The organism is Pseudomonas siliginis, assembly GCF_019145195.1.
Classification (GTDB): Bacteria; Pseudomonadota; Gammaproteobacteria; order Pseudomonadales; family Pseudomonadaceae; genus Aquipseudomonas; species Aquipseudomonas siliginis.
In genome coordinates this window covers 234234-258338 of record NZ_JAHSTW010000008.1, presented here as the reverse complement: position 1 = coordinate 258338, position 24105 = coordinate 234234, and the positions used below count along the sequence as shown (strand labels likewise).

25 protein-coding genes are annotated in these 24105 nt (G+C 60.6%); all 25 read left to right on the top strand.

Features of this window, described 5'->3' with window-relative positions:
• A complete protein-coding gene (plsX, locus tag KVG87_RS17575; protein ID WP_083387041.1) occupies window positions 1–1011 on the top strand; it encodes a phosphate acyltransferase PlsX in 1011 nt (336 codons plus the stop codon).
• Window positions 1012–1134: 123 nt separating this feature from the next.
• A complete protein-coding gene (gene fabD / locus KVG87_RS17570; RefSeq protein ID WP_024013921.1) occupies window positions 1135–2073 on the top strand; it encodes an ACP S-malonyltransferase in 939 nt (312 codons plus the stop codon).
• 16 nt (window positions 2074–2089) lie between these two features.
• Window positions 2090–2833: a 3-oxoacyl-ACP reductase FabG gene (gene fabG / locus KVG87_RS17565; RefSeq protein ID WP_016770989.1), complete on the top strand. Its 744-nt coding sequence runs from the start codon at window positions 2090–2092 to the stop codon at window positions 2831–2833.
• A 196-nt stretch (window positions 2834–3029) separates the two neighbouring features.
• Window positions 3030–3266 carry an acyl carrier protein gene (gene acpP, locus KVG87_RS17560; RefSeq protein ID WP_003175607.1) on the top strand — a complete coding sequence of 79 codons (237 nt, stop codon included), beginning with the start codon at window positions 3030–3032 and terminating at the stop codon, window positions 3264–3266.
• Between the two features lie 108 nt (window positions 3267–3374).
• Window positions 3375–4619, top strand: a complete 1245-nt coding sequence (gene fabF, locus KVG87_RS17555) for a beta-ketoacyl-ACP synthase II (protein ID WP_038860467.1) — start codon at window positions 3375–3377, stop codon at window positions 4617–4619.
• Complete coding sequence (pabC, locus tag KVG87_RS17550) at window positions 4619–5434, top strand: aminodeoxychorismate lyase (RefSeq protein ID WP_217851790.1); 816 nt, start codon at window positions 4619–4621, stop codon at window positions 5432–5434. The genes fabF and pabC overlap by 1 nt, the downstream gene beginning before the upstream one ends.
• Window positions 5435–5437: 3 nt before the next feature.
• The gene (gene mltG / locus KVG87_RS17545) at window positions 5438–6595 is read left to right on the top strand and encodes an endolytic transglycosylase MltG (protein WP_076563805.1); all 1158 of its coding nucleotides are present in this window, start codon (window positions 5438–5440) and stop codon (window positions 6593–6595) included.
• 19 nt (window positions 6596–6614) lie between these two features.
• On the top strand, window positions 6615–7247 hold the full coding sequence (tmk, locus tag KVG87_RS17540; RefSeq protein WP_217851788.1) for a dTMP kinase: 633 nt from the start codon (window positions 6615–6617) through the stop codon (window positions 7245–7247).
• Window positions 7240–8223 carry a DNA polymerase III subunit delta' gene (locus KVG87_RS17535; protein ID WP_136492931.1) on the top strand — a complete coding sequence of 328 codons (984 nt, stop codon included), beginning with the start codon at window positions 7240–7242 and terminating at the stop codon, window positions 8221–8223. The genes tmk and KVG87_RS17535 overlap by 8 nt, the downstream gene beginning before the upstream one ends.
• Window positions 8224–8265: 42 nt before the next feature.
• A complete protein-coding gene (locus KVG87_RS17530) occupies window positions 8266–8622 on the top strand; it encodes a PilZ domain-containing protein (protein WP_016770983.1) in 357 nt (118 codons plus the stop codon).
• Between the two features lie 15 nt (window positions 8623–8637).
• Entirely contained in the window at window positions 8638–9429 is a 792-nt protein-coding gene (locus tag KVG87_RS17525; RefSeq protein WP_217851786.1) for a TatD family hydrolase, read from the top strand.
• Window positions 9430–9780: 351 nt separating this feature from the next.
• Complete coding sequence (locus tag KVG87_RS17520; RefSeq protein ID WP_016770981.1) at window positions 9781–10419, top strand: TetR/AcrR family transcriptional regulator; 639 nt, start codon at window positions 9781–9783, stop codon at window positions 10417–10419.
• A gap of 137 nt (window positions 10420–10556) precedes the next feature.
• On the top strand, window positions 10557–11525 hold the full coding sequence (locus KVG87_RS17515; protein ID WP_076563802.1) for a GTP 3',8-cyclase MoaA: 969 nt from the start codon (window positions 10557–10559) through the stop codon (window positions 11523–11525).
• A gap of 166 nt (window positions 11526–11691) precedes the next feature.
• The gene (locus KVG87_RS17510) at window positions 11692–12297 is read left to right on the top strand and encodes a DUF4823 domain-containing protein (protein WP_024013915.1); all 606 of its coding nucleotides are present in this window, start codon (window positions 11692–11694) and stop codon (window positions 12295–12297) included.
• Between the two features lie 14 nt (window positions 12298–12311).
• A complete protein-coding gene (locus tag KVG87_RS17505; RefSeq protein ID WP_217851784.1) occupies window positions 12312–12872 on the top strand; it encodes a DUF1285 domain-containing protein in 561 nt (186 codons plus the stop codon).
• Window positions 12873–13065: 193 nt separating this feature from the next.
• Window positions 13066–13782 carry a FadR/GntR family transcriptional regulator gene (locus KVG87_RS17500; RefSeq protein ID WP_039760144.1) on the top strand — a complete coding sequence of 239 codons (717 nt, stop codon included), beginning with the start codon at window positions 13066–13068 and terminating at the stop codon, window positions 13780–13782.
• Window positions 13783–13916: 134 nt separating this feature from the next.
• Window positions 13917–14792 carry an SMP-30/gluconolactonase/LRE family protein gene (locus KVG87_RS17495; protein ID WP_095181628.1) on the top strand — a complete coding sequence of 292 codons (876 nt, stop codon included), beginning with the start codon at window positions 13917–13919 and terminating at the stop codon, window positions 14790–14792.
• A gap of 270 nt (window positions 14793–15062) precedes the next feature.
• On the top strand, window positions 15063–15881 hold the full coding sequence (locus KVG87_RS17490) for an SDR family oxidoreductase (protein WP_076563800.1): 819 nt from the start codon (window positions 15063–15065) through the stop codon (window positions 15879–15881).
• Between the two features lie 137 nt (window positions 15882–16018).
• The gene (locus KVG87_RS17485) at window positions 16019–17023 is read left to right on the top strand and encodes a substrate-binding domain-containing protein (protein WP_016770973.1); all 1005 of its coding nucleotides are present in this window, start codon (window positions 16019–16021) and stop codon (window positions 17021–17023) included.
• Window positions 17024–17076: 53 nt separating this feature from the next.
• A complete protein-coding gene (gene araG, locus KVG87_RS17480; protein WP_217851782.1) occupies window positions 17077–18624 on the top strand; it encodes an L-arabinose ABC transporter ATP-binding protein AraG in 1548 nt (515 codons plus the stop codon).
• A 12-nt stretch (window positions 18625–18636) separates the two neighbouring features.
• Complete coding sequence (araH, locus tag KVG87_RS17475; RefSeq protein ID WP_038861078.1) at window positions 18637–19605, top strand: L-arabinose ABC transporter permease AraH; 969 nt, start codon at window positions 18637–18639, stop codon at window positions 19603–19605.
• Window positions 19606–19791: 186 nt separating this feature from the next.
• On the top strand, window positions 19792–20505 hold the full coding sequence (locus tag KVG87_RS17470) for a GntR family transcriptional regulator (protein WP_217851780.1): 714 nt from the start codon (window positions 19792–19794) through the stop codon (window positions 20503–20505).
• Window positions 20502–21500 carry an ADP-ribosylglycohydrolase family protein gene (locus KVG87_RS17465; RefSeq protein ID WP_217851778.1) on the top strand — a complete coding sequence of 333 codons (999 nt, stop codon included), beginning with the start codon at window positions 20502–20504 and terminating at the stop codon, window positions 21498–21500. Before KVG87_RS17470 ends, KVG87_RS17465 begins: the two co-directional genes overlap by 4 nt.
• 202 nt (window positions 21501–21702) lie before the next feature.
• On the top strand, window positions 21703–23169 hold the full coding sequence (locus KVG87_RS17460) for a purine-cytosine permease family protein (RefSeq protein WP_217851776.1): 1467 nt from the start codon (window positions 21703–21705) through the stop codon (window positions 23167–23169).
• On the top strand, window positions 23162–24091 hold the full coding sequence (locus KVG87_RS17455) for a PfkB family carbohydrate kinase (RefSeq protein WP_217851774.1): 930 nt from the start codon (window positions 23162–23164) through the stop codon (window positions 24089–24091). The genes KVG87_RS17460 and KVG87_RS17455 overlap by 8 nt, the downstream gene beginning before the upstream one ends.
• Window positions 24092–24105 lie beyond the last annotated feature (14 nt).

The following is a 24105-nucleotide window of genomic DNA, read 5'->3' as shown; positions in this document are numbered from 1 at the left end:
TTGTCTGCTCAAGTCATCGCGATTGACGCAATGGGCGGGGACTTCGGTCCCCGCAGCATTGTTCAGGCCAGTCTCGCTTGCCTGTCCGCTACACCCTCGCTGCACCTGACCCTCGTCGGTCAACCCTCCCTTCTTGAAGAACTGATCCACGGCCAGTCGGCTGCCGATCGCGCGCGCCTGACGATTGTTGCGGCCAGCGAAGTCATCACCATGGACGAAAAACCTGCACAGGCCCTGCGTGGCAAGCCGGATTCATCGATGCGTGTCGCCCTCGAACTGCTGCGCGATGGCAAGGTGCAGGCCTGTGTCAGTGCCGGCAATACCGGTGCGTTGATGGCCTTGTCGCGTTTCGTGTTGAAGACATTGCCGGGCATTGATCGTCCGGCCATGGTCGCGGCGATTCCGACGCAGACCGGTTATTGCCAGCTGCTTGATCTGGGCGCCAACGTCGATTGCAGTGCCGAGCACCTGTTGCAGTTCGCGGTGATGGGTTCGGTGGCCGCGCAGACCTTGGGTATCGCCCGTCCGCGTGTGGCACTGCTGAACATCGGCACTGAAGACATCAAGGGCAATCAGCAGGTCAAACTGGCCGCCACGCTGTTGCAGGCGGCGCGCGGGATCAACTACATCGGCTTTATCGAAGGCGACGGCTTGTACCGCGGTGAGGCCGACGTGGTGGTGTGTGACGGCTTCGTCGGCAATATCCTGCTCAAGTCCAGCGAAGGTCTGGCGACGATGATTGCGGCGCGCATCGAGGCCCTGTTCAAGAAAAACTTGGCCTCGCGCGCTGTCGGCGCTCTCGCGCTGCCGTTGATGAAGCGTCTGCAAGCTGATCTGGCCCCGGCGCGACATAATGGCGCAAGCTTTCTCGGCTTGCAGGGCATCGTTGTGAAAAGCCACGGATCGGCCGGGGTGCAGGGCTTTCAGAGTGCCATTCAACGGGCGCTGATCGAGATTCAGGAGAACCTGCCCGAGCGTCTCCACGGTCGTCTGGAGGAACTGTTGTCTTAGGCGTTTTCGTCGGACAATGCTTAAATGTGACCGCCCGGTTCAAAGGGCCATCCAAACTGTCAGTTTCTGGCGTCCCCAACAGGGCGTTATTTTCCGACGACAAGATCATTAGGGGCTTGTTACATGTCTGCTTCCCTCGCATTCGTCTTTCCAGGACAGGGTTCGCAGTCCCTCGGCATGCTGGCCGAGCTGGGCGCGCAACATCCGCTGATCCTCGAAACCTTTCAAGAAGCCTCTGCTGCGCTGGGCTACGACCTGTGGGCACTGACCCAACAGGGTCCGGAAGAGCTGCTCAATCAAACCGACAAAACCCAACCGGCCATTCTGACCGCTTCGATCGCCCTGTGGCGTCTGTGGCTGGCCGAAGGCGGCGCGCGTCCGGCGTTTGTCGCCGGCCACAGCCTGGGTGAATACAGCGCGCTGGTTGCCGCCGGCAGCCTGAGCCTGGCTGACGCGGTCAAGCTCGTCGAGCGCCGTGGCCAGTTGATGCAGGAAGCGGTGCCGGCCGGGCAGGGCGGCATGGCCGCGATCCTCGGCCTGGAAGATGCCGACGTGCTGGCTGCCTGCGCCGAAGCGGCGCAAGGCGAAGTCGTCAGCGCAGTGAATTTCAACTCGCCGGGCCAAGTGGTGATCGCCGGTGCCAAGGCTGCCGTCGAGCGCGCCATCGAGGGTTGCAAGGCCCGTGGTGCCAAGCGCGCCATGCCATTGCCGGTGAGCGTGCCGTCGCACTGCGAGCTGATGCGTCCGGCTGCCGAGCGCTTCGCTGAATCCATCGCCGCCATCGACTGGCAGGCGCCGCAGATCCCGGTGGTGCAGAACGTCAGCGCACAAGTGCCAGCTGATCTGGAAACCCTCAAGCGCGATCTGCTCGAACAGCTCTACAAGCCAGTGCGCTGGGTTGAATCGGTACAGACTTTGGCCGCCAAGGGCGCGACCAATCTGGTCGAATGCGGCCCGGGCAAAGTCCTTGCTGGCCTGAACAAACGTTGCGCCGAAGGCGTTTCGACTTCCAATCTCAATACCCCAGATGCCTTCGCTGCCGCTCGCGCAGCGCAGGCCTGAATCAGGAGAAACTTGCATGAGTCTGCAAGGTAAAGTTGCACTGGTCACCGGTGCAAGCCGCGGTATCGGCCAGGCCATCGCGCTGGAACTGGGTCGTCAGGGCGCCATCGTTGTCGGCACCGCGACCTCCGCGTCGGGCGCCGAGCGCATTGCCGCGACCCTGAAGGAAAACGGTATCCAGGGCGCCGGTTTCGAACTCAATGTCACCAGCGACGAATCGGTCAGCGCGGTGCTGGCAGGCATTCAGGAGCAGTTCGGTGCGCCGGTGGCGATTCTGGTCAATAATGCCGGTATCACCCGCGATAACCTGATGATGCGCATGAAAGACGACGAGTGGTACGACGTGATCGATACCAACCTGAACAGTCTGTATCGCCTGTCCAAGGGCGTTTTACGTGGCATGACCAAGGCGCGCTGGGGTCGAATTATCAGTATTGGCTCGGTAGTGGGTGCCATGGGCAACGCCGGCCAAGTAAACTATGCAGCCGCCAAGGCCGGTCTGGAAGGTTTCAGCCGGGCGATGGCGCGTGAAGTCGGTTCGCGTTCGATTACGGTCAACTCGGTAACCCCAGGGTTCATCGACACCGATATGACCCGCGAGCTGCCTGAAGCACAGCGTGAAGCCTTGCAGACGCAGATTCCGCTGGGTCGTCTGGGGCAAGCTCAAGAGATCGCGTCCGTGGTCGCTTTTCTTGCATCCGACGGTGCGGCATACGTTACCGGGGCTACAATCCCGGTGAACGGTGGGATGTACATGTAAGTAAAATGTGACGGATTGCTTCAAAAAAATGTCATACGAGCTGTCTAAAATCCGTTATAAAGCTGCAATCTATTTATAGGCAGAGGGCCGCAGGGTTTGAGGAGTGAAGCTTTCAGTTGAAAAACTGAAAAGGCTTTCTATACACTTACCCACTGGCCAGCTGCCTGAATTTGTCCATTAGGAGTGAAAACAAGGTATGAGCACCATCGAAGAGCGCGTCAAGAAAATCGTTGCCGAGCAACTGGGTGTTAAAGAAGAAGAAGTGGTCAACACCGCTTCCTTCGTAGAAGACCTGGGTGCCGACTCCCTTGACACCGTTGAGCTGGTGATGGCTCTGGAAGAGGAATTCGAGACCGAAATCCCTGACGAAGAAGCTGAAAAGATCACTACTGTACAAGCTGCAATCGACTACGTTACCAGCCACCAGGCGTAACAGTTTGTAATCGTTGCTTGCTGTCATGGAAAAACCGCACTGCCATCATGGCGTGCGGTTTTTTCTTTAGGCCTGATGCAAAGTCGTCATTTGAAAAAGGAGAGTGCTGTGTCGCGTAGACGCGTCGTAGTCACCGGTATGGGTATGTTGTCGCCACTGGGCACGGATGTGCCGAGCAGTTGGCAGGGCATTCTGGCTGGCCGCAGTGGCATTGGTCTGATCGAACACACCGACCTTTCTGCCTATTCGACCCGCTTCGGCGGTTCGGTCAAAGGCTTCAATGTCGAGGAATACCTGTCGGTCAAGGAAGCGCGCAAGCTCGACCTGTTCATTCAGTACGGCCTCGCCGCAGGCTTTCAAGCCGTGCGCAACGCCGGTCTGGAAGTCACCGATGCCAACCGTGAACGCATTGGCGTGGCCATGGGTTCGGGCATAGGCGGTCTGACCAACATCGAAGAGACCAGCCGCACCCTGCACGAGACCGGTCCGCGACGGATCTCGCCGTTCTTTGTGCCTGGCTCGATCATCAATATGATTTCCGGCTTCCTGTCGATCCATCTGGGCGCACAGGGACCCAACTACGCCATCGCCACCGCGTGCACCACCGGTACGCACTGCATCGGCATGGCGGCGCGCAACATCATGTACGACGAAGCTGACGTGATGATTGCCGGCGGCGCGGAAATGGCCGCTTGCGGTCTGGGCATGGGCGGCTTCGGCGCGTCCCGTGCGCTGTCGACCCGCAACGACGAGCCGACCCGCGCCAGCCGTCCATGGGACAAGGGTCGTGACGGCTTCGTTCTGTCCGACGGTGCCGGCGCTCTGGTTCTCGAAGAGCTCGAACACGCCAAGGCTCGTGGCGCTACGATCTACGCCGAACTGATCGGTTTCGGCACCAGTGGCGATGCGTTCCACATGACCTCGCCACCCGCCGATGGCGCCGGTGCCGCGCGCTGTATCACCAATGCCCTGCGCGACGCGAAGATCAATGTCGATCAAGTGCAGTACATCAACGCCCACGGCACCTCGACCCCGGCCGGCGACCTTGCCGAAGCCAATGCGATCAAGTCGGTGTTCGGCGATCACGCCTACAAGCTGGCCGTCAGCTCGACCAAGTCGATGACCGGCCACCTGTTGGGTGCGGCGGGCGCGGTCGAAGCGATTTTCAGCGTGCTGGCGATCAACAGCCAGGTGGCACCGCCGACCATCAACCTTGATGAACCGGACGAAGGCTGCGATCTCGATTTCGTTGCGCACACCGCGCGTAACATGGACATCGATGTCGTGCTGTCCAACTCCTTCGGTTTTGGCGGCACCAACGGCACTCTGGCGTTCCGCCGGTTCGCCGGCTGATGGACAGCTGGGTCGACGGTCAACCGGCTGACGTGCTGTCGCTGAAAGATCGCGGCCTGGCTTACGGCGATGGTCTGTTCGAGACCATCGCCGTGCGCAGTGCTCGGCCGATTCTGCTGGATCGGCACCTGACGCGTCTGGCTGATGGCTGCGCGCGTCTGGCCATCGCGACCGATCTCGAGCTGGTTCGCCATGAGCTGCTCAGCTATGCCGCTGCGATGGGTGAGGGCGTGCTCAAGCTTATCCTCACTCGGGGTGACGGCTTGCGTGGTTATGCGCCCGATCCTGCGGCGCAGGGCCGACGCATCCTGCAAGGCAATCCGCCGGCAGCGTATCCCGCTGCCCATGCCGAGCACGGCATCCGCCTGTTTCCCTGCAACACGCGTTTATCTACGCAGCCGTTGTTGGCCGGGCTCAAACATCTGAATCGACTGGAACAGGTGCTCGCCCGCGCCGAATGGCAGGACAGCGAGCATGCCGAAGGCTTGATGCTTGATCAGGCCGGGCGTGTTGTCGAAGGTGTGTACAGCAATATTTTCCTGGTGCGCGACGGTGGCTTGATCACGCCCGACTTGAAGCGCTGCGGCGTCGCTGGTGTGATGCGCGCGGAAATATTGTTTCAGGCCGAGTCGCTGGCCATCCCCACGCAAATCGCCGATATCAGCCTCGAGCAGCTGCAATGGGCTGATGAAGTATTTGTCTGCAACAGCGTTTATGGCGTCTGGCCGGTACGCGCCTGTGCTGCACTGAGCTGGCCGGTTGGCCCGCTCACCCGTAAACTGCAAAACATTGCCCGCGCGCTACTGGATGCTTGATTCGTGAGACGTAAACTTTTGCTGCTGCTGGAAACCGGACTGGTTCTGGCAGGGCTGCTGTTGGGCGCCAGCGCCTGGAAAATTCATTCGGCGCTGGAACAGCCCCTGAACATCCCGCAGGAACAACTGCTGGATGTGCCGAAAGGCTCTACACCGACCCGTACCTTCCTTGAACTCGAAACCGATGGCGTCATCAAGGACGCGTTCTGGCTGCGCGTCTACTGGCGCTTCAACCTCGCCGGCACGCCGATTCACAGCGGCGAATACCGCATGCAGCCGGGCATGACCGTCAACGGTCTGATCGATTCGTGGAAGCGCGGCGACGTGGTTCAGTACAGCCTGACCCTGGTCGAAGGCTGGACTTTCCATCAAGTGCGCGCCGCCCTGGCCAAGGACGACAAGCTCGAGCAGACCCTCAATGGCCTGAGCGACAGCGACGTGATGGCGAAGATCGGCCACAAAGGCTTGTTCCCGGAAGGTCGGTTTTTCCCGGATACCTATCGCTTCGTGCGCGGCATGTCCGATGCCGAGCTGCTGAAAAAGGCCTTTGATCGTCTCGATGAAGTGCTCGCCAAAGAGTGGGCGCAGCGTTCTGCCGATGTGCCTTACAGCGAACCTTATCAAGCGCTGATCATGGCCTCGCTGGTCGAGAAAGAGACTGGCGTTCCGCAGGAGCGCGGGCAGATTGCCGGCGTCTTTGTGCGGCGCATGGCGCTGGGCATGCAGTTGCAGACCGATCCCACGGTGATTTATGGCCTCGGTGATCGCTACACCGGCAAACTGACCCGCGCACATTTGAAAGAGCCGACGCCTTACAACACCTACGTGATTCCCGGCTTGCCGCCGACGCCGATTGCGATGGTCGGGCGCGAAGCGATTCATGCTGCGCTCAACCCGGTGGAAGGCAGCAGCCTGTATTTCGTCGCCCGTGGCGATGGCAGCCACGTGTTCTCCGATGATCTGGATGCGCACAACAACGCGGTGCGCGAATACCAGCTCAAGCGCCGTGCCGATTACCGTTCCAGCCCGGCACCAGTAACCGCGCCGGCCACCGATGAGGCGATTCCGGCGGCCTCGCCGAATACCGCGCCCGACGCGCAGCCGCAAGAACCTGCGCCAGCCCCGGAACCGGACGCCGCTGCACCGCAGAACGCGCAATGACTTTGATGAAGGACTGCCTGTGACTGGCTTGTTTATTACCCTGGAAGGCCCGGAAGGCGCGGGCAAGAGCACCAATCGCGAATACCTCGCCGAGCGCCTGCGCGCCGCCGGTATCGAAGTGCTGCTCACCCGTGAGCCTGGCGGTACACCGCTGGCCGAGCGGATTCGTGACGTGTTGCTGACCCCGGCCGACGAAGTGATGCACCCGGACGCCGAGCTGTTGCTGGTGTTCGCCGCGCGCGCCCAGCATCTGGCAGAGGTGATTCGCCCGGCGCTGGACCGTGGCGCTGTGGTGCTGTGTGATCGTTTCACCGACTCGACATACGCCTATCAGGGCGGCGGTCGTGGTTTGTCACTCGAGCGCATCGCCACGCTGGAAACTTTCGTGCAGGGCGACTTGCGGCCCGATCTGACCTTGATTTTCGACCTGCCCGTTGAAATCGGCCTGGCCCGCGCCAGTGCCCGTGGTCGCCTGGACCGTTTCGAACTCGAAGGCCGGGCGTTTTTCGAGAACGTGCGCAATGCGTTCCTGAAACGCGCCGAAGCCGACCCGTCGCGCTACGTGCGCATCGATGCCGGTCAGCCATTGGCCAAGGTCCAGCAATCGCTGGACACCTTGCTACCGAATTTGCTGGAGCTGGCCCGTGGCTGAGGCCTATCCATGGCAGGACAACCTCTGGCAGCAACTGGCCGGACGCAGTCAGCATGCCCACGCGTATCTGCTGCACGGTCCGGCCGGGATCGGCAAACGTGCGCTTGCCGAGCGCTTGATGGCCAGCCTGCTGTGTCAGCGCCCTACGCCTGAGGCGTGCGGCGAGTGCAAATCCTGTCTGCTGCTCAAGGCCGGCAGTCATCCGGACAATTACATCCTGGAGCCGGAAGAGGCGGACAAGGCGATCAAGGTCGATCAGGTTCGTGATCTGGTCAGTTTCGTCGTGCAGACCGCGCAGCTCGGCGGGCGCAAGGTGGTGTTGATCGAGCCGGTCGAGTCGATGAACATCAACGCTGCCAACGCCTTGCTCAAAAGCCTTGAAGAGCCGTCCGGCGATACCGTGCTGCTATTGGTCAGCCACCAGCCGAGCCGTTTGTTGCCAACCATCAAGAGCCGTTGCGTGCAGCAGGCCTGCCCGCTGCCGGGCGAGGCGATGAGCCTGCAATGGCTGGCCCAGGCGCTGCCGGATTGCGCGGAAGAGGAACGCGTCGAACTGCTGACGCTGGCCGCCGGGTCGCCGCTGATGGCGGTCAGCCTGCAATCGCAAGGTGTGCGTGAACAGCGCGCGCAAGTTGTCGAAGGCGTGAAGAAGTTGCTCAAGGGCCAGCAATCGCCGACGCAACTGGCGGAAGAGTGGAAAAGCATTCCTATGCTGCGCCTGTTCGATTGGTTCTGCGACTGGTCGAGCCTGATCCTGCGCTATCAACTGACTCAGGACGAAGCCGGCCTCGGCCTGGCCGATATGCGCAAGGTCGTGCAGTACCTGGCGCAGAAAAGCGCGCAGGGCAAAGTGCTGGATATTCAAGACTGGATTCTCGCCCAACGGCAGAAAGTGTTGAGCAAGGCCAACCTCAATCCGGCCCTGTTGCTGGAAGCATTGTTGGTGCAATGGGTGGGATTGCCTGGTCAAAGATAAGAATGTGTACCTAGACTCTGAAGATCAGCAGTGGAGGTGAACATGATTGAACCTGTCAGCCCGGGGCCGCGTAACGGCATCTTGTCCCTGACCATCAAGGACAAGTCGGTGCTCTACGCCGCCTACATGCCGTTCATCAAGAACGGTGGTCTGTTCATCCCGACCAACAAAAGCTACCGGTTGGGCGACGAGGTGTTCATGCTGTTGCACCTGATGGATGAAGCGGAAAAAATTCCCGTCGCCGGCAAAGTCGCCTGGATCACTCCCAAAGGCGCACAAGGCAATCGCGCCGCCGGTGTCGGCGTGCAATTCAACGACGGCGACGACACCGCGCGCAGTCGCATCGAAACTCATCTGGCCGGAGCGCTGAAATCCGACCGTCCCACTCATACGATGTAAGTTGCAGTCCTTTTTATGCTCGTAGATTCCCATTGTCACCTTGATCGTCTCGACCTCGCCGCCCATGACGGCTCGCTGGATGCCGCACTCGCTGCGGCCCGCGAGCGTGGGGTCGGACATTTTCTGTGCATCGGCGTCAGTGCCGACAACGCCGCCGACGTCAAAGCCCTTGCCGAGCGGTATGCCGATGTCGATTGCTCGGTCGGTGTGCATCCGCTTGATGTGCAGCCGGGCGCGGCACCGGCGCTGGATTGGCTGCTGCACGAACTCGATCACCCGAAAGTGGTGGCGATCGGCGAAACCGGTCTCGACTATCACTACGAGCCGGAAGCTGCCGAGTTGCAGCAGGAGTCGTTTCGCCTGCACCTGCAAGCGGCGCAGCACACCGGCAAACCGGTGATCATCCACACCCGTGGCGCCCGTGCCGACACCCTCGAACTGCTGCGCGAAGCGGCGCTGCCCCAGGCTGGCGTGTTGCATTGCTTCACCGAAGACTGGGACATGGCCAAAGCGGCGCTGGACATGGGCTATTACATTTCCCTCTCGGGCATCGTCACGTTCCGCAATGCCGACGCCTTGCGTGATGTGGCGAGCAAAGTGCCGGCCGATCGCCTGCTGGTGGAAACCGACTCGCCGTACCTGGCGCCGATCCCGTATCGCGGCAAGCCGAACCTGCCGCAGTACGTGCGCGAAGTCGCGGAGTTTCTGGCGATGCTGCGTGGTGAGAACTACGAGCGCTTTGCCGAGCAGACCACAGAGAACTTCAAGCGTCTGTTCCCGCTGGCGAGTGTTAAATCTGCCCTGTGACGGCTGGCCAAATCGCAGGCAAAAAAAACCCGGGTTCTGGGGGGTGAATCCGGGTTAAGACCATTAGGAGTAAAACAAAGGCACGCGGTCCGTTGGTACCTTTACCGGCACGACACTTGGGGGAGATGTCGCCCGACAGTTCAAGTATTGATCAGTCTGGCGTGCAGTCCAGTGAGCCGGTCGGGGTTTTTAAACAAATTTGGAATACGTTTGCTTCAGTTGAGTTCTCATTGCCCCCGAATCGTTCTCGAAATGAACAAGAAACACAGATTTGGTCGATGAACCGTGCTTTTTTGCGCAAGTTAGGCATAATACGCGGCTTCGAATTTTGACCCTTCAGACCTTTTTCTTATGCATAAAGAACCTCGTAAGGTCCGTGAATTTCGTCGCCGCGAGCAGGAAATTCTCGATACCGCGCTCAAGCTGTTCCTCGACCAGGGTGAAGACAGTGTCACCGTCGAGATGATTGCTGATGCCGTGGGTATCGGCAAAGGCACGATCTACAAGCACTTCAAATCCAAGGCGGAGATCTACTTGCGCCTGATGCTCGACTACGAGCGCGATCTGAACGAGCTGCTGCATTCGGCGGATGTCGACAAGGACAAGGAAGCGCTGTCGCGCGCCTACTTCGAATTCCGCATGCGCGACCCGCAGCGCTATCGCCTGTTCGACCGTCTCGAAGAGAAAGTGGTCAAGGGCAATCAGGTGCCGGAGATGGTCGAGGAGCTGCACAAGATCCGTGCCTCGAATTTCGAACGCCTGACCCTGCTGATCAAGGGTCGCATCAGCGAAGGCAAGCTCGAAGACGTGCCGCCGTACTTCCACTACTGCGCATCCTGGGCGTTGGTGCACGGCGCGGTGGCGCTGTATCACTCGCCGTTCTGGAGCAACGTGCTGGAAGATCAGGAAGGCTTCTTCCAGTTCCTGATGGACATCGGCGTGCGCATGGGCAACAAGCGCAAGCGCGACCCGGAAACGCCGAGCACATAAGTCATTCAGCGGGCTGATTGCGCCGTGTTTTCACAACATGGCGCAATAGCACAGGAATATACTCAGGCATAGGGCTTGCTAAAACCTGATTTCTCAGTCAAGTTTTGCTCGCTCGATTTCTTTCGCCGGAGTGTTTCATGATCGTTGACCGTCAAGGCAGGCGTTTTCGCAATCTGCGCATCAGCCTGACCTCTGCCTGCAATTACGCCTGTACCTACTGCGTGCCCAACGGCAAGCGGTTGGTCGCTGCGCAGGATGAGCTGTCGGCCGAAGCCATGGCGCGCGGCGTCGAATACCTGATCGAAGCGGCCGGCATCGAGCGCCTGCGCATCACTGGCGGCGAGCCACTGGTCAGCCCCAAACTCGAATCGTTCATGACTGCCGTCGGCCAGATGGGCCTCGACGACATCAGCCTGACCACCAACGGTCAACTCCTCGCGAAAAAACTGCCGCTGCTGGTCGATGCCGGCCTGCGTCGAATCAACGTTTCCCTCGACACGCTCGATGCCGCGGCTTTTCGCAGCATCGCCCGTGGCGGCGACCTGGCCAGCGTGCTCGATGGCATGGATCAGGCTGCCGCCGCCGGGATGAAGATCAAGGTCAACATGGTGCCGTTGCGCGGGCAGAACCTCGATCAGGTCATGCCGCTGCTTGATTACTGTCTGGAGCGCGGCTTCGAACTGCGCTTCATCGAGCTGATGCGCATGGGCCATCTGGCCAAAGACTCGAACGCCTTCCTGCAGCAGTTCGTCAGCCTTGAGCAGTTGCTCGGCCTGATCGGCGAACGTTATGAATACGCCCAGACCGACGCACCGGTGGACGCCACGGCCGTTCGCTATGCGATTCCCGGTCGCGGCAATTTCGGAGTGATCGCCAACGAAAGCGTGCCGTTCTGCCGCACGTGTTCGCGCTTGCGCCTGTCGTCGACCGGTTGGCTGCATGGCTGCCTGTCGTCGAGCAACCGCCACTATGTCGGCGATCTGCTCGACAAGCCGCGTCATCAGGCGTTGCCGGCGCTGCAACGTTTGCTGGTCAAGGCGTTGGGTGACAAGCAGGAGGTGGCGTTCTCCGGTGGTGCGACCGTCATGAAGATCATTGGCGGCTGATTAATCGCCTTCGCGAGCAGGCTCGCTCCCACATTTGGAATGCATTTCAATTGTGGGAGCGAGCCTGCTCGCGAATGCCTCTATCACTGAATTTGCCGAGCTGGCGCAAAAGCTGCATCCAACGGCCATTCGCCGGTTTTCCGACACCGGCTTCTGGAGGAATAGGATGCGTAGCCTGGTTTTGCTGCTGGCCGTTTTGGCGCTTGGCGGCTGCATGAATGTCAGCGATATGGCCGAAGGCACTCGCTATCACATGAGCGATGCGGGGCTTCTGGACCATAGCGACAGCCGCCGGGTGAACAATATCCGCATTCAGCCGGACTCGTTCATCTTCATCGCCCAGGGCGCGTTCGCACCGCCGGGTGGTTCCTATCCACGGCCGAACGTGGTCGCCGAAGAAGCCTTCAAGGGCTTTGTCGAATATTTCCCGATGGTCCGCCGCGCCCGTGCGCCGGAAGGCCTCGACCAGGCCATGGGCGAAGCCCGTGATGCCGGCGCGCATTATCTGCTTTACACGCGTTTCGCCAAGGCTGACGACCGCATCGGCAACTCTGACGAGTGGCTGGATCAAGAAGCCGTGGATCGCCTCGGTATCGATGGCGGCGTGATTCAGATCATGTTGATCGAGACCAGCACCCAGTATTTGATTGATACTGCACGGATCAAGAGTCGTGGCGGTTTACTGACGTTCCATGACTCCAAACCCGAAGACCTCATCGGTCCCCCACTGGCGCAATACGCACGCAGCCTGCTGGGGATCGGCGACCAGTAATCAAGGAGTACGCCATGAGTGACCCGCAAACAGCCAATGACCTGCTGGGGCAGATCCCCAAGACCAAAGGCCTGCCACCGGTGCATTTGTGGAACCCGGATTTCTGCGGCGACATCGACATGCGCATCGCCCGCGACGGCACCTGGTACTACCTGGGCACGCCGATCGGGCGCAAGCCGATGGTCAAACTGTTCTCCACCATCATCCGCCGCGACGGCGATGATTACTTCCTGATCACCCCGGTCGAGAAGGTCGGGATCAAGGTCGATGACGCGCCGTTCGTAGCGGTTGCCGTGGAAGTGCAAGGCGAGGGCGAGGCGCAGGTTTTGCGCTTTACCAGCAACGTCGAGGAAACCATCGAGGCGGGGGCTGAACATCCGATCCGCGTCGAGATCGATCCTGAAACCCAGGAGCCTGCGCCTTATGTGCATGTGCGCAGCAACCTTGAAGCGCTGATTCACCGCAATGTGTTTTACCAGTTGGTGGAACTGGCGGTGAGCCGCGAGATCGATGGCCAGCGCTGGTTGGGCGTGTGGAGCTGCGGCGAATTCTTTCGCATCGGCTTGGAACCCTGACACAACATCAAAATGTGGGAGCGAGCCTGCTCGCGAATGCGCTGTATCAGTCGCCAGCAATGTTGACTGACACGACGCTTTCGCGAGCAGGCTCGCTCCCACAATGGTTTGTGCAAGCTGAAAAAAATCCGATTGACTGTTATTCGTATGATGATTAGCGTAGGCACCCATCGCGATTCGCCTTGAGGTGTACATGTCCAGCAGCTTTCATGCGTCGACCGTTGACTGGCTGGGCAGTTGGATTGCTGCCGGTCAGGTCAAGCCGGGGCAGACCATCAAGGTCGAGGCGGATCTGGGCGAACAGCTTGGTGTCAGCCGCACGGTGATTCGCGAAGCCATCAAAACCCTCGTCGCCAAAGGTATGCTCGAAGTCGGGCCGAAAGTCGGCACGCGGGTATTGCCGGTCCGGCGCTGGAATCTGTTCGATCCGCAGGTGGTCGGTTGGCTATCGCGCAATGGGTTGCCGGAAAACTTCGTCGATGATCTGCTGGATTTGCGTCGCACCATCGAGCCTATGGCGGTGCGCTGGGCCTGTGAGCGGGCGACGCCGGAGCAGATCGAAGCGGTGCAACTGGCTTTCAATGCACTGGAACGGGCCGTCGACAGCGGCATCGACTACAACCGTGCCGACCAGGCCTTCCACGAATGCATCCTGGCCGCCAGCCATAATCAGTTCATCGAACAAATGGTCCCGGCCCTCGGCGCGTTGCTGGCGGTGTCGTTCGAAGTCTCCGCCGCCGACCCCGATGAACTGCGCCGCACCTTGCCGATCCATAAAGACATGGCCGATGCCATCGCCGCGCGCGATTCGACCCGTGGCGTGTGGGCGTGCATGACCTTGATCGACAACGCCGACCTGGCGATAAAACGCTTTTACCCGAAAGTCATGGCGGACCGCAAAGCCAGCTAAGACCGAAAATTCCCTGTGGGAGCGAGCCTGCTCGCGAATGCGTCAGGTCAGATGCATCATCATTGACTGACACGCCGCTTTCGCGAGCAGGCTCGCTCCCACATTGGAAACAACAAGAACATGAAGGATTCCAGATGACCTGCACCGCCCTGACCCAACACCGCGCGCAACTCGGCGAAGGCCCGTTTTGGGATGCGCCGACCCAAGCGCTTTACTGGGTCGATATCGCCGGTAAACAAGCGTTGCGCCTGATTGGTCAGAACGTGCAGATCTGGCAGATGCCCGAGCACATCTCCGCCTTCATTCCCTGCGCCAGCGGCGATGCGCTGGTGACATTGAGCAGTGGTGTCTACCGCCTCGATCTCGATTCGCCCGGCCTCGAGCCACGTTTGACGCTGTTCTGTGTCGCCGACCCGCAACCGGGCAACCGGCCCAACGAAGCCCGTTGCGATGCCTTGGGCCGGTTGTGGTTGGGCACCATGCAGAACAACATTGGCGAGCACGGCGAGGATCTGCCGCTCGTACGCCGTTCCGGAGGCCTGTTCCGTATCGATCCCGATCAGCGCGTCACACCGCTGCTGCTCGGTCTGGGCATTCCCAATACTTTGTTGTGGAGTGACGACGGCACCACGCTGTTGTTTGGTGAAAGCCTCGACAGCACGCTCAATCGATATTTCATCCGCACCGACGGCAGTCTCGATGCTCCGCAGGTGTTCTACTCGTCCGATCAACACGGTGGTCCCGATGGCTCGGCGATGGACGCCGAAGGCTACGTGTGGAATGCACGCTGGGACGGCAGTTGCCTGCTGCGCCTGACGCCGGACGGGCAGGTGGATCGCAAAATCGATCTGCCGGTCAGTCGCCCGACCAGTTGCGTGTTCGGTGGCGAAGACTTGAAAACCTTATTCATCACCAGCGCCAAGAGTCCACTGAATCATCCATTGGATGGCGCGGTGCTGAGCATGCGCGTCGACGTTGCAGGAAAACTCTGTACGCGTTTTGCTGGCTAGATCCCAAAATATGGGATGCAAAATTATATATTGAGATTATTTGGCGGTCGGGTTTATAGTCGGCTCCAGCAGTAACACGCACTCACACTTAAAAAGAACAAAACAGGTGAAGTGATGCAGCGAATTTTTCTCGCCCGCGCAAGCGGGATCCGCCTTTCGCCACGGCTCAATGCCGGCGGCGATGCTTGCCTGTTTGTTTTGCCGAGCCGTCAGAACCGGACATCGACCGATGCCCGGTTTTTTTGCGCCTGCGTGCAGGAGGCCTGAGCCATGGCTGAAGCGCTGACATTGCCGGCAGTGCCGGCCCCGCCGAAAGGCGAGCGCCTGAAAAATAAGGTCGTGCTGCTGACTGGGGCCGCTCAGGGCATCGGCGAAGCGATTGTCGCCGCGTTCGCCTCACAGCAAGCCAGATTACTCATCAGCGACATCCAGGCCGACAAGGTCGAGCAGGTCGCCGCTCACTGGCGCGATCAGGGCCATGACGTGCAGGCGCTCAAGGTCGACGTATCGAATCAGCAGGATCTGCACGCCCTGGCCCGACGCGCGGTGGAATTGCATGGCCGCATCGATGTGCTGGTCAACTGCGCCGGGGTCAATGTGTTCCGCGATCCTTTACAGATGACCGAAGAAGACTGGCGCCGCTGCTTCGCCATCGATCTGGACGGCGCCTGGTATGGCTGCAAAGCGGTGCTGCCGCAAATGATCGAACAGGGCGTCGGCAGCATCATCAACATCGCCTCGACCCATTCCAGCCACATCATTCCCGGCTGCTTTCCGTACCCGGTGGCCAAGCACGGCTTGCTCGGCCTGACCCGTGCACTCGGCATCGAATACGCGGCCAAGGGCATTCGCGTCAACGCCATCGCGCCGGGCTACATCGAAACGCAGCTGAACGTCGATTACTGGAATGGCTTTGCCGATCCGCACGCCGAACGGCAGCGCGCCTTTGACCTGCACCCGCCCAAGCGCATCGGCCAGCCGATCGAAGTGGCAATGACGGCGGTATTTCTGGCCAGCGATGAAGCACCGTTTATCAACGCCTCGTGCATCACCATCGATGGTGGTCGTTCGGTGATGTACCACGACTGAACAAAACGAATTTCCAGCGCTGAACTACGCTTGAAATCCAATCATCATACGATATGACTATTTTCAAACAGCTTCACTGAGAACACGCTTCAACGCTTTTCAAACCTTGCTCAAAAAAAATAACAAGGAGTCATCTGATGAAACGTCGTTTCGGGATTCGTACCCTGTGCAGCACTGCCCTGGCGGTCACTGCGTTCAGCCTGAGCAGTGCGCTGCTCGCCGCCGACGCGGTGAAGATCGGTTTTCTGGTCAAGCAGGCCGAAGAACCGTGGTTCCAGACCGAATGGGCTTTTGCCGAAAAAGCCGCCAAGGACAAAGGCTTTGAACTGATCAAGATCGCGGTGCCGGATGGCGAGAAGACCCTCTCGGCCATCGATAGTCTGGCCGCCAACGGCGCCAAGGGCTTCGTGATCTGCCCGCCGGACGTGTCCCTCGGCCCTGCCATCATGGCCAAAGCCAAGATCAACGACCTGAAAGTAATTGCCGTCGACGACCGTTTTGTCGATGCCAACGGCAAGTTCATGGAAGACGTGCCGTACCTGGGCATGGCCGCGTTTGAAGTCGGCCAGAAGCAGGGCGCCGCCATGGCCGCCGAAGCGAAGAAGCGTAACTGGGACTGGAAAGACACCTACGCGGTGGTCAATACCTACAACGAACTCGACACCGGCAAGAAGCGCACCGACGGTTCGGTCGATGCCCTGAAGAAGGCCGGCATGCCTGAGGACCACATCCTCTTCGCCGCGCTGAAAACCCTCGACGTACCGGGCAGCATGGACGCCACCAACTCGGCGCTGGTGAAACTGCCGAGCGCGGCGAAGAACCTGATCATCGGCGGCATGAACGACAACACCGTGCTCGGCGGCGTGCGCGCCACCGAAGCGGCCGGTTTTGCCGCGAGCAACGTGATCGGCATCGGCATCAACGGCACCGACGCCATCGGCGAGTTGAAAAAGCCTAACAGCGGCTTCTTCGGTTCGATGCTGCCAAGCCCGCACATCGAGGGCTACAAGACCGCCGAGATGATGTACGAGTGGATCACCGCTGGCAAAGAGCCGCCGAAGTACACCGCCATGGATGACGTCACCCTGATCACCCGCGAAAACTTCAAGCAAGAGCTGGAAAAAATCGGCTTGTGGAACTGAGGCAGCGACGGCCCGGGCAGCCGGGCCGTTTTTCGGTGTGAAGAGGTGGCTTTATGCACGCGCAAGTACAGACACAAGAACAACACGGCGCCAGCGGCAGCCTGCGCTTCAACGGGATCGGCAAGACCTTTCCCGGCGTGAAAGCGCTCGACGGCATCAGCTTCGTCGCCCACCCCGGTCAAGTTCATGCCTTGATGGGCGAGAACGGCGCGGGCAAATCGACCCTGCTGAAGATTCTCGGTGGTGCTTACATTCCGAGCAGCGGCGAGCTGCAGATCGGCGAGCAGGCGATGGCGTTCAAGTCCACCGCTGACAGCATCGGCAGTGGCGTCGCGGTGATTCACCAGGAACTGCATCTGGTCCCGGAAATGACCGTGGCCGAAAACCTGTTTCTCGGTCATCTGCCGGCCAGTTTCGGCCTGATCAATCGCAGTGAGCTGCGCCAGAAAGCCTTGAATTGCCTGAAAGGCCTGGCCGACGAAATCGATCCGCAAACCAAGGTCGGACGCTTGTCGCTGGGTCAGCGGCAGTTGGTGGAAATCGCCAAAGCGCTGTCGCGCGGCGCCCACGTTATCGCTTTCGACGAACCGACCAGCAGTCTCTCGGCACGCGAGATCGATCGCTTGATGGCGATCATCGGTCGTCTGCGCGACGAAGGCAAAGTGGTGCTCTACGTGTCCCATCGCATGGAAGAAGTCTTCCGTATCTGCGACGCCGTCACCGTGTTCAAGGACGGCCGCTACGTGCGTACCTTCGATGACATGAGCCAGTTGACCCACGATCAACTGGTGACCTGCATGGTCGGCCGCGACATTCAGGACATCTACGATTACCGCCATCGCCCGCGTGGTGCCGTGGCGCTGAAGGTCGACGGCCTGCTCGGCCCGGGCCTGCGCGAGCCGATCAGTTTCGAAGCGCACAAGGGCGAAATCCTTGGCCTGTTCGGGCTGGTCGGGGCAGGGCGCACCGAGCTGTTTCGCCTGCTCAGCGGCCTGGAGCGCAACACCGCTGGCCGTCTCGAATTGCGCGGCCATGAGCTGAAACTGCGCTCGCCCCGTGATGCGATTGCCGCCGGCATTCTGCTCTGCCCGGAAGATCGCAAGAAAGAAGGCATCATCCCCCTGGCCAGCGTCGCCGAGAACATCAACATCAGTGCCCGCAGTGCGCATTCCGGGCTTGGCTGCCTGATTCGCGGCCTGTGGGAAAAGGGCAACGCCGACAAGCAGATCAAGGCCCTGAAAGTGAAAACCCCGCACGCTGGCCAGCAGATCAAGTTCCTTTCCGGCGGCAATCAGCAGAAGGCCATTCTCGGCCGCTGGCTGTCGATGCCGATGAAAGTCCTGCTGCTCGACGAACCGACCCGTGGCATCGATATCGGCGCCAAGGCCGAGATCTACCAGATCATTCATAACCTCGCCGCCGACGGTATTTCGGTGATCGTGGTGTCCAGCGATCTGATGGAAGTGATGGGCATTTCCGACCGCATCCTGGTGCTGTGCGAAGGCGCCCTGCGCGGCGAAGTCAGCCGCGACCAGGCCAATGAATCCAACCTGCTGCAACTGGCTTTGCCACGCCACCGCGCTGACGGCGTGGCGAACTGAGAGGTGACTATGATGACTACGCAAAACGAAACCCTGCCGACCGAGCGCAAACCGCTGGACCTGCGGCGCTTCCTCGATGACTGGGTCATGCTGCTGGCGGCGATCGGCATCTTCGTCGCCTGCACCTTGCTGATCGACAACTTCCTCTCGCCGCTGAACATGCGTGGCCTTGGCTTGGCGATTTCCACCACCGGTATCGCCGCGTGCACCATGCTTTATTGCCTGGCATCCGGGCACTTCGACCTCTCGGTTGGCTCAGTGATCGCCTGTGCCGGCGTGGTCGCGGCGGTGGTGATGCGTGACACCAACAGCGTGTTTCTCGGCGTCAGCGCGGCGTTGGTGATGGGCCTGATCGTCGGGCTGATCAACGGCATCGTGATTGCCAAGTTGCGCGTCAATGCCCTGATCACGACGCTGGCGACCATGCAGATCGTGCGCGGCCTGGCCTATATTTTTGCCAACGGCAAAGCGGTCGGTGTGTCGCAGGAATCGTTCTTCGTCTTCGGTAACGGCCAGCTGTTCGGTGTGCCGGTGCCGATTCTGATCACCATTGTCTGCTTCCTGTTTTTCGGCTGGCTGCTGAACTACACCACCTACGGGCGCAACACCATGGCCATCGGTGGCAACCAGGAAGCGGCGTTGCTGGCGGGCGTGAACGTCGACCGGACCAAGATCATCATCTTCGCCGTGCATGGTTTGATCGGTGCGCTGGCGGGTGTGATTCTGGCCTCGCGGATGACTTCCGGGCAGCCGATGATTGGTCAGGGTTTTGAACTGACGGTGATCTCGGCTTGCGTGCTGGGCGGAGTTTCGTTGAGTGGCGGCATCGGTATGATTCGTCATGTGATTGCCGGGGTGTTGATTCTGGCGATCATCGAGAACGCGATGAACCTGAAGAACATCGATACGTTTTATCAGTATGTGATTCGGGGTTCGATTCTGCTTCTGGCTGTGGTCATTGACCGCTTGAAACAGCGCTGACACAAGCACTTCCCTGTGGGAGCGAGCCTGCTCGCGAAGGCATTGGCACATCCAGCGTTGATGTGTCAGGGATACCGCCTTCGCGAGCAGGCTCGCTCCCAAAGTTGATCGCGCCATTCCTGCCTTCTGTCATCTCCCTTAAATAATTCTTGCTCGTCAGCGACCGTTTCGGTTATCAATTTGTACATGATTAGACAGGTACGATTCGACAAGAAACAAAGGGTGGTCGACGAGCTCGTCCGACGCATCGAGAGCGGCCTCATGGAGGACGGCTTTCTGTTGCCCGGCGAACATCAGTTGGCTCAAGAATTCCAGGTCAGCCGTGGCACCTTGCGTGAGGCGCTGGCCGAACTGAAGCGGCGTAATTACATCGCCACGCAGAGCGGTGTCGGTTCCATCGTCACTTTCGGCGGTGTCGCGCTGGATCAGCGCAGCGGCTGGGCGCAGGCGTTGGCCGACAGCGGGGCGCTGATCAATACCGAAGTGTTGCGCCTCGAAGCGGTGACTCGCCCGGATCTGCTGGTGCGTTTCGGCACCGATCAATTCATCACTCTCGACCGTCGCCGGCGCGCCACCGACGGTACGCTGGTGTCTCTGGAACGATCCTTGATGCCGGCCAACGGCGGCCTGGAAAGCCTGCCTCGCGTCGGTTTGATCGACAATTCCCTGACCATCACCCTGGCCGCCTACGGCTATATCGGCGAGCGCGGCGATCAGTGGATCGGCGCCGAGCCGCTGAATGCCGAAGACGCCGAGCTGCTCGGTCGCCCGGTCGGCACGGTGTTTCTCAAAGCCCTGCGCACCACCTACGACCGGCAGAACCGTTTCATGGAGCAGGTCGAAAGCCTGCTCGACCCGGTGCATTTTCGTCTGCACCTGCAATTCGGAGAATCGAAATGACCGCGCTCAACCGTGCGCTTGGCGCTTTCTATGGTCTGGCCCTGGGTGACGCGCTGGGCATGCCGACGCAGTCGCTCGATCGTGAAACGATCAAGGCGCGCTTCGGCCAGATCACTGATTTGCAGGACGCTGGTCCCTTGCAACCGATCGCCGCGAACATGCCTAAAGGCTCGATCACCGATGACACCGAGCAGGCGATCCTGGTCGGCGAGTTATTGGTCGAAGGTCACGGCCGCATCGAGCCGGCGGTCCTCGCCCAGCGCTTGATCGAGTGGGAAGCCGAGATGCAGGCCAAAGGCTCGCAGGACTTGCTCGGCCCCTCGACCAAGCGCGCCATTGAAATGATCCTCGCCGGGTATTCCCCGGAAGAAGCCGGGCGTTATGGCACCACCAACGGCGCGGCGATGCGCATCACCCCGGTGGGCATTGCAGCAAACGTGGCCGACCCGCAGCGCTTCATTGCGGCGGTCGTGCAGGCTTGCCAGGTGACGCATAACACCACGCTGGGGATTTCCAGTGCGGCGGCGGTGGCGGCGGTGGTTTCCGCTGGCATCAATGGCGTCGATCTCGGCGAGGCGCTGAACCTTGGCCAGCAGATCGCTCAGCAAGCCGAAGCCCACGGGCATTGGGTCGCTGGCGGGCGCATCGCCTCGCGCATCAGTTGGGCACGCAGTATCAGCGTCGACAGTGACAAAGCACTGCTCGCCGATCTGCTCTACGACGTGATCGGTACATCGGTGGCGTCGCAGGAGTCGGTGGTGGTTTCATTCGCACTGGCTCAGCAAGTGGCCATCGGCGAGATGACGGCATTCGAAGCGTTGTGCATGGCTGCCAGCCTAGGCGGCGACACGGATACCATCGCGGCGATTCTCGGCGCCATGCTCGGGGCTTGCCTGGGTCTTAAGTGCTGGCCGGAGCCGATGATCGAGACGGTGAAAGTTGTTAATCATCTGCAGCTTGAGCCGTTGGTGCAGGGGCTGTTGGCCTTGCGTTGACTGGCTGGCCTCTTCGCGAGCCTGCTCGCTCCCACAATTGGAATGTATTCCCTTGTGGGAGCGAGCCTGCTCGCGAAAGGGGCGGCGCATTTCTAAAGAATTCACACAGCAATGGATCGCACAGACAGGCCTCGGAAGGCCGGTTGTCTTGTCGTTTTGCATCATTGCCACAACCACAAAAAAGGCAAACAGGAGCATTTTCATGAGTTCATCAACCGCCGGGCAAAGCGTCGGGCAACTGGAAACCCGGGGCATCGAGCCGGTGCCGGAAGCTGAGTGCAACGGTCATCCGTTGCAACTGTTCTGGGTCTGGTTTGCGGCCAATATTTCCATTCTCGGCCTGCCGCTGGGCGCCACGCTGGTGGCGTTTCGCGGGCTGGCGATCTGGCAAGCGATCATCGTCGCCATCCTCGGTGCCGCCGGCTCATTTGCCGTGGTCGGGATCATCTCGATTGCCGGGCGGCGTGGCCGCGCGCCGAGCCTGATGCTGTCCCGGGCAATCTTCGGCGTACGCGGCAACATTGGCCCGACGCTGGTTTCGCTGATGTCGCGTCTGGGTTGGGAAACCGTCAATACCACCACCGCTGCCTTCGTGCTGCTGTCGCTGTGTTCGATCCTGTTCGGCTCGCCGGTCGAGGCGAAAAGTGCGCCGATACTGACGCTGATCTTTATCGCCATCTTCGTCCTGCTGACCTTGTCAGTGTCCGGCCTCGGCCACGCGACCTTGCTGGTGATCCAGAAGTGGGCAACGTACGTGTTCGGTGCGCTGAACATTCTCGTCGGTGGTTTCCTCTGCGCGACCATCGACTGGAGTGCGGTGTTCAACGCCACGCCAGCACCGCTGAGCGCAATGATCATCGGCATCGGCACCATGGCCGCCGGCACTGGTATCGGTTGGGCCAACGCCGGTGCGGACATGTCGCGCTATCAGCACCGCAGCGTCAAGGCTGTGCGCCTGGTGGCGTCGGCGGCGTTCGGCGCAGGGATTCCGCTGGTGCTGCTGATCACCCTCGGCGGCTTGTTGTCGGTGGGCAACAATGACCTGGCGTCGGCGACTGACCCGATCGTGGCGATCCGCGACATGCTGCCGACGTGGATGGCCGTGCCGTACCTGATCACCGCGTTCGGCGGTCTGCTGCTGTCGAACAACCTGTCGGTGTACTCCGCCGGCCTGACCACGCTGACCCTGGGCCTGAAGGTCAAACGGGTCTACGCGGTGGTGGTCGACATCGTCGCGATCTTCGCCGGCTCGATCTACTTCATGCTGATCGCCGACAGTTTCTACGGCCCGTTCATTACCTTCATTTCCCTGCTGGCAGTGCCGATCACCGCATGGGTGGGGATTTTCGTCGTCGATCTGATTCACCGTCACTACTACAGCCCCAAAGACCTGCTCGACGTCAGCCCGAGCAGCGCCTACTGGTATCGCGGCGGCATAGAGTGGCGCGCATTTGGCGCCTGGGCGATCGCCATCGTCCTTGGTTTCAGCTTCACCACCATCGGCACCACGGCGGAGAACATCTGGTTCAAGGGCTTTCTGTCCGACTCCTGGCTGGGCCACAACGGCCTCGGCTGGATCGTGACCTTCGTCGTCGCCGGTGGCATTTACCTGGTCCTTGGCGGTGCGAAAGATCGCCGCGCCGCGCAACCCGAGAATGCTCATGCCTAAGATGTTGCACACCGGCCAGGTCATCATCGACCTGGTCATGGCCGTGGATAAACTGCCGCAGATTGGCGGCGACGTGCTGGCGCAGTCGGCAGGGTTCGAAGCCGGCGGCGGCTTCAACGTGATGGCCGCTGCGGTGCGTAACGGTCTGCCGGTGGTTTACCTCGGTCGCCATGGCACGGGGCGTTTCGGTGACCTGGCGCGCCAGGCGATGCAGGCGGAAGGTATCTGCATCGGCATCCGCGAACCGGCCGAGCGCGATACCGGTCTGTGCGTGGCGCTGACCGATGCCTCGGCTGAACGCAGTTTCATTTCCTACATCGGCGCCGAAGGCGAGGTGACCGAGGACGATCTGAACAGCGTGGCTGCCGAGCCCGGCGATTACGTTTATCTCAGCGGTTACAGTCTGCTGCACGAGGGCAAGGCGCAGGTGTTGCTCGACTGGACGCTGGCACTGCCGGCGTCGGTCAACGTGGTGTTCGATCCGGGGCCGTTGGTGGAGTCACCTGACGCGCCGATGATGCAGACGTTGCTGCCGCGCATCGATGTGTGGACCAGCAACAGTGTCGAGGCGCTGCGATTTACCGGAGCCGATGAGATTGGTGTCGCGATGGATCGCCTCGCGGAACTGCTGCCGGAAAGTGTGCTGATGGTGGTGCGCGACGGGCCGCAGGGTTGCTGGATTCAGCAGCGTGGCGAGCGTCGACAAGTGCCGGGGTTTGCTGTCAAAGCAGTGGACAGCAATGGCGCTGGTGATGCGCATGCCGGGGTTTTTGTTGCTGGATTGGCGCAGGGGCTCGATGCACTGGAAGCGGCGCAGCGGGCGAATGCTGCGGCGGCGCTGGCGGTGACGCGCTGGGGGCCGGCGACATCGCCGGGGGCGAGTGAGGTGGATGCGTTTATCCGTGAATCCTGCGGCGACTGATGCACCGCAATCGC